The sequence below is a fragment of the Mesorhizobium sp. CAU 1741 genome (assembly GCF_039839275.1).
Classification (GTDB): domain Bacteria; phylum Pseudomonadota; class Alphaproteobacteria; order Rhizobiales; family Rhizobiaceae; genus Aerobium.
In genome coordinates, this window is record NZ_JBDOQP010000005.1 from 411,738 (window position 1) to 419,668 (window position 7,931).

Below are 7,931 nucleotides of genomic sequence, written 5' to 3' on the forward strand. Positions count from 1 at the left end.
CGAACAGCCGGATGAAACAGTGAAAGAGAAGACGAGCGCGCGGCGACGCGTGCGTTGGGATGGGGTGCCGAGCGCGAAGGATGGTCGGCGCGAAGCGATCCTTCGCCTGGTCGCGAATATGCTGCGGGACTCGCGGCTCTCCGCCTTCACGATCCAGGACGTCGCCAACGAACTCGGCATGACGAAGGGTAGCCTGTACTATTATTTCAAGGACAAGCAGGACCTCGTCTACCAATGCCATATGCGCAGCATGGAGCTCAGTCTCGATGCGCTGAAGGCGTCTGACGACGAAACGCTGGCGCCAACCGAGAGGATGCGGATCATCCTCACACGTCACATCGAGGCGGTGGCCGGCGAAGGCTTTGGCGGCATCCTGCAGACGGACCTCGATAGCCTGAACGAAGAGCAGCGCTCCAACTACGTGCGCAAGCGGGATCGGTTCGAGCGCGGCCTCCGCACGATCATAGAGGCCGGTGTTGCGACAGGTGAATTCGAGTGCGCGGATGTCAAGCTCGCGGGCTTTACCATCCTGGGCGCAATCAACTGGATACCGAAGTGGTACCGGCCGAAGGGGTCGATGACGCCCGGCCAGATTTCCGAGCTAATGAGCGACATGCTCATAAAAGGGCTGTCTCCCACGGGCCGAGGCTTGCCTAAGAACAAGACTAAAAAAGGCCCCAAATCTGCATAGCGACGAATGGGAGTCCGTAGTATGAAGGTTAGAGAGCTAGGTTTAAGTGGAAGTTTGCCTCGCCGCAGCGTCCTTAAGGCTGCAGCCGGCGCGTTGCTTGGATCAGCGGTGCTGCCAAGCATGGCGTGGGCACAGGCGCCCGTGCCCGGCGGTACGCTAAGGGTCAGCAGCGGCGGCGATCCGCCGGATTTCGATCTGCACCAGACGACGACCTACCTCACCCAGCACGTCGGTGCTCCCTGTTATTCGACGCTGATGCGCGTCGATCCCGCAAATCCGACCCAGCTTCTTCCCGACCTTGCAGAAAAGTTTGAAGTTTCGGACGACGGACTGACCGTCACCTTCACGCTGCGCCAAGGCGTGAAATTCCATGACGGTACCGATCTCACCGTCGACGACGTCATCTACAGCCTCAATCGCGTCAAGGCGCCGCCATCGGGCATCGTCAGCCCTCGTCGCGGCCTGCTTGGCAACATTGCCACCATCGAGCCTGTAGGTGCGGCTGGCTTGAAGATCACTTTGTCCCAGCCTCAGCCGGATTTCCCGCTGCTCGTCAGCAATCCGTTCAATGTCATCTATCCCAAGGCCGTGGTCGAACCGCTCGACGCCGAGGGTGTCGGCATGAAGCGCAAGATCGTCGGCACGGGTGCGTTCAAGCTTGGCCGGTCCATCGATGGCCAGCTCTACGAACTCGAGCGCAATGAAGCCTATTTCGGCACGCCCGCGCATCTCGACAAGATCCAGTTCTTTCCGATCAGGGGCGAGATCGAGCGCGGAGTGGCACTGCAGGGCGAACGCATCGACGCGTGCTTCCTGTTTGCCAGCGAGGCTGTCCTGACGACGCTTCGCGAAGCACCGGGCGTCACGGCGCTGCGCCGGCCGACTCCCACCTTCATCAACCTGATCCCGAACGTTACGCAGAAGCCGTTCGACGACGTGCGGGTGCGCGAGGCGCTGTCGCTTGCAATCGATCGGAGTGCGTTCATCGCCACGGTGGGTCCGCTCGCCGGCGCGTTCTACCACAGCTACGGACTTCTGCTCCCGGGCAGCGACTACCAACTATCGACCGATGAAATCCGCGAGTTCGCCGGTTACGATACGCTGCCGGATGCCGGCGGCGACATCGAGGCCAATCGTGCCAGGGCGCGCGAGCTTCTCAAGGAGGCCGGAGTGCCGGAGGGCTTCAAGGTCTCGTTGCTGGCGAGAGGCGACCTGCCGGCTTTCCGCGACTCGTCAATCAACGTCGCTTCGCAGCTCAATGCGATCGGGTTCGATGCATCGGTGGACGTGCGCGACGCCGGCGCATTCGCGACCGCGGAGAACCGTGGCGAGTTCCAGTTGGTGGTCCATTCGGTGGCGGTCAGCGGTTCATTGCCAGACCAGATCCTCGGTGAAGGCTATACCAGCTTCGGCGGCCGCAACTACGGCAAATGGGAAGATCCCTCGCTCGACGACCTGTACCGGGCGCAATCGCGCGAACCGGATGTCGAGAAGCGCAAGGCTCTGATCCGCGATTTCCAGCTCGCCTTCATGAAGACGTTCTACCACATCAATCTGGCGTGGGTGGGCTACGGCGCTGCGCACAGCGACAGGGTGAAAGGGTGGTCGGCGCTGCCTGACATCTACACCAACATGCAGCTCGACAACGTCTACCTCGAGGGTTGAGGAGGCGCTGGCTGATGGCTCAATTCCTGTTCGCCAGATTTTGGTCGGGGCTGATGACGCTCTTCTGCGTCGCGGTCATCGTCTTCATCATCGTCCGTGTCATTCCGGGGGACGCGGCGATGATGCTGACGGGCGCCGGAGCCGGCGTGGTCAGCGAACAGGAACTCGAGGCAGTTCGGGAGCGGTTGGGCATCAACCAGCCGCTCCCGGTTCAATTCGTAGCCTGGGTCGGCGATTTCGTGCGGTTCGATCTGGGCACCTCGATCCGGACCGGCGCGCCGGTCGCAGACGAGATCGCCGCGCGCTTCCCGTACACGCTACAGATCGCCGTCATGGCGATGGTGATCGCCGTGGTGCTCGGGGTGCCGGCCGGTGTCCTTGCTGCTCGTTTCACCGGGAGCTGGATCGATCGACTGCTCCAGACATTGAGCGTCGCCGGCCTCGCCGCTCCATCGTTCTGGGTCGGACTGCTGATCATTCTCAGCCTCGTGACGTTCTTTCGATGGAGCGCACCCTTGTTCTGGGAACCGTTCTGGGTGAGCCCCATCCAGAGCATCACCCAGCTCATCTGGCCCGCCATAGCAGCCGGCCTCCGCCAGCTCGCACTGATAGCGCGCATGACGCGGTCGATCATGCTGGAGGTCCTTGGCGAAGACTATATCCGCACCGCGCGGGCGAAAGGCCTGTCCGAAGCCCGTGTCATCTTCCGCCACGGCCTGACGAACGGGTCTCTGCCGATCGTCACACTGATTGGCTTCGAGTTCGCGGCCCTGTTCGGAAGCCTTATCATCACGGAGACGGTCTTCAACGTCCCGGGGCTCGGCCAGTACGTCATAACGGCGATCATGAACCGGGATTATCCAGCCGCTCAGGCAGTGGTGCTTTTGCTGGCCGGCATCGTCGTGATCGGCAACCTCCTCGTCGACCTGATCTATGGCTGGCTCGACCCCCGAATGAGGCTGAAGGGTAAGCCGTCATGAGCACGACAGTAGATGCTGCCCCCGTGTCCGCGATGATCCCGGTGGCGACCCGGACCCAGAAGCTGGGCCGGCTGGTCCTGGACTATCCGCTTGGCGCATTCGGTGCCGTGGTCCTGCTGATCATGGTGCTCGCGGCAATCTTCGCGCCCCTGATCGCGCCCTACGATCCGACGGTGGGTGATTCGACCGCGCTCTTTCAGCCTCCGAGCGCGCAATACCTTCTCGGTACCGACGCCTTCGGGCGGGACATCCTCTCCCGACTGATCTATGGCGCACGCATTTCACTCATGGTCGGGTTTGGTGCCAGCACGGGCGGCATCGTGATCGGCACGACGATCGGTGTGCTTGCCGGCTATCTCGGCGGATGGTTCGATACGGTGTCGCAGCGGATAATGGACGCGCTGCTGGCATTTCCGATGCTGTTGCTGGCGCTGGCGATCACAAGTGTTCTGGGTCCTTCGCTGACGAACGTCATCATCGCGCTTGGGCTGCCCATCGTACCTCGTGCCGCCCGCATCGCGCGCGCCAGCACGATGTCGCTGATCAACACGACATTCATCGAGGCGGCGCGGGCCACGGGATGCTCCGACACCCGCATCATCTTCCGGCACATCCTGCCCAACACCTTCGCTCCGTTGCTGGTGATCGCAACGGCCTATCTGGGACTTGCGATCGTGCAGGAAGCGGCGCTCGACTATCTCGGAGCGGGTATCCAGGAGCCCCAGTCCTCATGGGGGCTCATGATGACGGGATCTGCCACCAGTCTGGCCCTGACCGCGCCCTGGATCGTCATCATTCCCGGTCTGGCGATCTGCCTGGCCGTGCTGTCGTCCAATTTTCTGGGGGACGCCATCCGCGATGCCCTCGATCCCAAGCTGCAGAGAAGCCTGCGGTAGCGGAGCCTGGTGAAAGAGGAAGCCATGAGCCAGTTACGGACTACCTTGTGCGATGATTTCGGGATCAGGTACCCGATCATGCAGGCAGGAATGGGGATGCGCGGCCTTGCAACGCCGCCGGAGCTCGTCGCCGCCGTCAGCAACGCCGGAGGCATGGGCTTCCTTGGCTGTTCCTGGCTCGATGCCGAGGAAGTGCGTCGCCGCATCCGCCGGGTCAAGGAACTGACCGACAAGCCCTTCGGCGTGAACCTGCTTCTGCCGGCAAGCATGGACAATGCGTCGATCCCGGATCGGGGCGAGATGCGGTTGAGGATCCGCAAGGACCACCCCGCCCATGCCCGGTTTCTCGAGGACCTCCTGAAGACGCACGGACTCGAGCCGGTTGAGGCTGTGGGGACGGCAATGTCGCCCGATTTCATCCGGGCTCAGGTTGACGCGTTTGTCGAGGAGGGCGTGGCTGCCTTTGCCGCGGGCCTCGGCGATCCAGGCTGGGCGGTGCCGAAGGCGCATGCCGCCGGCATCAAGGTTCTCGGACTCGCGGGCACGGTGCGCAACGCCGCGCGCCAGGTGGAGGCAGGTGTCGACTATGTGATCACGCAAGGTTACGAAGCCGGGGGACACACGGGAACGATCGCCAACTTCGCGCTCATCCCGGCGGTGGTCGAGGCAATATCGCCCAAGCCCGTCATCGCGGCCGGCGCGATCGCCAGCGGTCAGGCCATGGTTTCGGCGCTGGCACTCGGTGCGGTCGGCGTATGGATCGGCACGGCGTTTCTCCTGTCCGAGGAAACACACACGCCCGCCGGCCACCAGGAAGCGATAATCGGGGGAGCCGCCGAGGACTTCGTCATCACCCGGGCCTACACCGGAAAGACTGCCCGCGACTACCGCAACGACGTCATCAAGGCCTGGGAGGCGTCCGGGCTCAAGGCGCTGCCGATGCCTCTGCAGGGCGTGCTGATGGATGACTTCGTGGCTGCCGCCACCAAGGCCAATCGCGACGACCTGACGAACAATGCCGCGGGCCAGATTTCGGGAATGCTGACGCGCAAGCGCCCGGCAAGCGAAATCGTGATGCGCATCGTGGAAGAGGCGGAGCGGTCGATGGACCGCCTCGAGGCGATGAGGGCCTGATGTCGATGTTTGCTCCCCAGCTACCCGCCGGTCCCTTGGCCGATCTGACCGTGGTGGAACTCGGCGAAGGCACGGCTGCCGCCTTCACGGCGAAGCTGCTTGCCGATTTCGGCGCCACGGCGATCAAGGTCGAGCGCCCGTCCGGCGATCCAACGCGGCAACGGGGCCCGTTCCCGGATGGCAAGGAAGACCCCAATGCAAGCGGCCTGTTTGCGTATCTGAACACCAACAAGCTCGGCGTGATGGTCGATCTTGCCACGAATGAGGGGCGGGATGCGCTCGCCGGCCTGTTGTCTGATGCGGACATCTTCGTGACCGACCTTGCGGAGGCCGAACTGGAGGCCTCCGGGGTCTCTGCGCGCCATCTTAGAGAGCAGTATCCCGAGCTGATCGTTGCGGTCGTCTCGCCGTTCGGTGATGGCGGCCCATGGAGCGAGCGTATCGGCGACGAGCTGACGGCTTTCGCGGCAAGCGGACTTGCCTACGGCACGCCGGGCATTCCCGACGCTGCGGAGCATCCATACGACGAACCTCCGCTGCACCCTTCCTGCTTCGTCACCGAGACGCTGGCTGGCGTCACGGCCGCGACCGCCGTCATGGTGGCGGTAAGGGGGCGCAGCATCGGCTCGGGCGGTTGCCATATCGACCTGAGCGAACAGGCCGCATCGGCCTGCATCCAGGTGAGGGACCTGATGCCGTCCGCTTATGGCAACGCGGTGTACAATCGGCTGCTGAATCCTGTCTCCATCGGCCGGATGCCCAATTTCTACCTGCCATGCAAGGACGGCTACGTCACGGTGGCGGCGCCCATGGACATCCACTGGACGCGTCTCGTCGAGGCTCTTGGAAGTCCCGATTGGGCCGTGTCGGAGAAATACGCCACGGAGGCCGCTCGCGTCGCCAACTGGGAGGAGCTTCGCGGCAATCTGTCGAAGTGGACGCAATCGCTGGACAGCGAAGAACTCTTCGCGCTCGGGGAACGGACGAAGATGATGATCTTCCCGTTTTACCCCATCAGCCGGATGGCCGATTCCGATCAGGTTCGCAGCCGTGAGAGCCTGGTTGAAACCACGATCGGCGAGGCTCCTGCCCGCATGGCCGGCGCTCCGTTCGCCCTGAGCAGGACACCGTGGTCGCTGCGACGGCCCGCTCCGCGACTGGGCGAGCATAACTCACTTCTCGCCGACAAGCGTACCAGGGTGACGACATGACGACACAGGACAGTCGTGCTCTGCCATTGGCGGGCGTGCGGGTGCTCGACCTCGGCCAGTTCATCGCGGTGCCGTTCTGCACGCTGTGGATGGCCTGGCTTGGGGCCGAGGTCATCGTCGTGGAGTCCGGCGGGCGCATGACCGCACGCGGCGCGCCGCCGTTTGCTCCGGGGCACTACGGAAATCCCGATGCCAGCGGCTACTTCAATTCGCTTTATGCGGGCAAGAAGAGCTGCGCGCTGGACCTGACCAGCGACGCTGGCAGGGACGTCGCGCGCCGGCTCGCAACGGTATGCGATGTCATGGTCGACAATTTCTCGACCGGCGTGATGGACAAGCTCGGGCTAGGCTACGAGGCGATGTCGGCACTCAACCCTCGCCTCATCGCGCTGTCGAACGGTGCGTTTGGACGTTCGGGGCCAATGAAGAACACGAGGGGGCTGCACAGCACCGTCAATCTCTTCAGCGGCGTCGCCGACGTCACGGGCTATGTCGATGGCGCCCCGCGAATCCATGGCGGCGTGCTCCCCGATCCGCTCAGCGGCATATTCGGCCATTTCGCGGTGCTGACGGCCCTGCATGAGCGCGAACGCAGCGGCAAGGGCCAGTATATCGACCTCGCGATGTACGAAGCGATGCTGACGCTGATCCCGGAGGCCATCATCGACTTCACGATGAACGGCAACGAGCCGCGCCGCGTCGGCAACCGCGACAGGAAGAAGGCGCCGTACGGCATCTACCGGTGCGCGGGAGACGACAAATGGATCGCGATCAGCGTCCAGAACGACCGGATGTGGGCGTCTTTCTGCAAGGCGATCGGGCGCGCCGATCTTTGCGAAGACGGTCGCTACACCTCAGCCGCCGGCAGGGTGGATGACGTCGTCGAGATTGACCGGCTGGTCGAGGCGTGGACACGGGAACAGTCCGTGGATGCAGCCGCCGACCTGCTTCAGAAAGCCGGTGTCGCAGCGGGTCCGGTGCTGCGCTGCGATGAACTGCTGACCAACGAGCAGCTTCAGGCGCGCGGGATGATCGTAGCGCCCCCTCATCCGGTCGCCGGGACATTTCCTCAACTCGGGCTGCCATGGCGCATGGACAGTCTGCAGGCCGACTATCGGCGCGCGCCGCTGCTTGGCGAGCACACGCACGAGATCATCACCGGCCTGCTCGGCATGTCACAGGGCGAATTCGACGCAATGAACGCCGCCGGCGTTTTGAACTGACGGCAGGGTAACCCATGGATTTCCGATTTTCCGAAGACGAGGTGGCCTTCCGCGACGAGGTCAGGGATTTCCTTCGTCGCGAGCTCACCGCGGATGTCATCAGGGAGCATCGCGACCATTCCGAACAGGGA

General features: G+C 63.5%; 7 protein-coding genes. All 7 read left to right on the top strand.

From position 1 onward, the window contains the following. Nucleotides 1–19 precede the first annotated feature (19 nt). The 7 genes from AAFN84_RS20880 (at nucleotide 20) to AAFN84_RS20910 (ending at nucleotide 7,800) form a co-directional block, all read left to right on the top strand. On the top strand, nucleotides 20–691 hold the full coding sequence (locus AAFN84_RS20880; protein WP_347516624.1) for a TetR/AcrR family transcriptional regulator: 672 nt from the start codon (nucleotides 20–22) through the stop codon (nucleotides 689–691). A gap of 120 nt (nucleotides 692–811) precedes the next feature. Beyond that, the gene (locus tag AAFN84_RS20885) at nucleotides 812–2,356 is read left to right on the top strand and encodes an ABC transporter substrate-binding protein (protein ID WP_347516625.1); all 1,545 of its coding nucleotides are present in this window, start codon (nucleotides 812–814) and stop codon (nucleotides 2,354–2,356) included. A 14-nt stretch (nucleotides 2,357–2,370) separates the two neighbouring features. After that, nucleotides 2,371–3,336: an ABC transporter permease gene (locus AAFN84_RS20890; RefSeq protein WP_347516626.1), complete on the top strand. Its 966-nt coding sequence runs from the start codon at nucleotides 2,371–2,373 to the stop codon at nucleotides 3,334–3,336. Continuing rightward, a complete protein-coding gene (locus AAFN84_RS20895; RefSeq protein WP_347516627.1) occupies nucleotides 3,333–4,232 on the top strand; it encodes an ABC transporter permease in 900 nt (299 codons plus the stop codon). The genes AAFN84_RS20890 and AAFN84_RS20895 overlap by 4 nt, the downstream gene beginning before the upstream one ends. 24 nt (nucleotides 4,233–4,256) lie before the next feature. Further along, nucleotides 4,257–5,366, top strand: a complete 1,110-nt coding sequence (locus AAFN84_RS20900; RefSeq protein ID WP_347516628.1) for a nitronate monooxygenase — start codon at nucleotides 4,257–4,259, stop codon at nucleotides 5,364–5,366. After that, entirely contained in the window at nucleotides 5,366–6,577 is a 1,212-nt protein-coding gene (locus tag AAFN84_RS20905; protein WP_347516629.1) for a CoA transferase, read from the top strand. The genes AAFN84_RS20900 and AAFN84_RS20905 overlap by 1 nt, the downstream gene beginning before the upstream one ends. Next, the gene (locus AAFN84_RS20910; protein WP_347516630.1) at nucleotides 6,574–7,800 is read left to right on the top strand and encodes a CoA transferase; all 1,227 of its coding nucleotides are present in this window, start codon (nucleotides 6,574–6,576) and stop codon (nucleotides 7,798–7,800) included. Before AAFN84_RS20905 ends, AAFN84_RS20910 begins: the two co-directional genes overlap by 4 nt. The last annotated feature ends 131 nt before the right edge of the window (nucleotides 7,801–7,931 follow it).

Excerpts from the sequence above, each read along its gene's own strand:
- AAFN84_RS20885 (WP_347516625.1), top strand. The coding sequence starts at position 812 with ATGGCGTGGGCACAGGCGCCCGTGCCCGGCGGTACGCTAAGGGTCAGC.
- AAFN84_RS20890 (WP_347516626.1), top strand. The coding sequence starts at position 2,371 with ATGGCTCAATTCCTGTTCGCCAGATTTTGGTCGGGGCTGATGACGCTC.
- AAFN84_RS20895 (WP_347516627.1), top strand. The coding sequence starts at position 3,333 with ATGAGCACGACAGTAGATGCTGCCCCCGTGTCCGCGATGATCCCGGTG.
- AAFN84_RS20900 (WP_347516628.1), top strand. The coding sequence starts at position 4,257 with ATGAGCCAGTTACGGACTACCTTGTGCGATGATTTCGGGATCAGGTAC.
- AAFN84_RS20905 (WP_347516629.1), top strand. The coding sequence starts at position 5,366 with ATGTCGATGTTTGCTCCCCAGCTACCCGCCGGTCCCTTGGCCGATCTG.
- AAFN84_RS20910 (WP_347516630.1), top strand. The coding sequence starts at position 6,574 with ATGACGACACAGGACAGTCGTGCTCTGCCATTGGCGGGCGTGCGGGTG.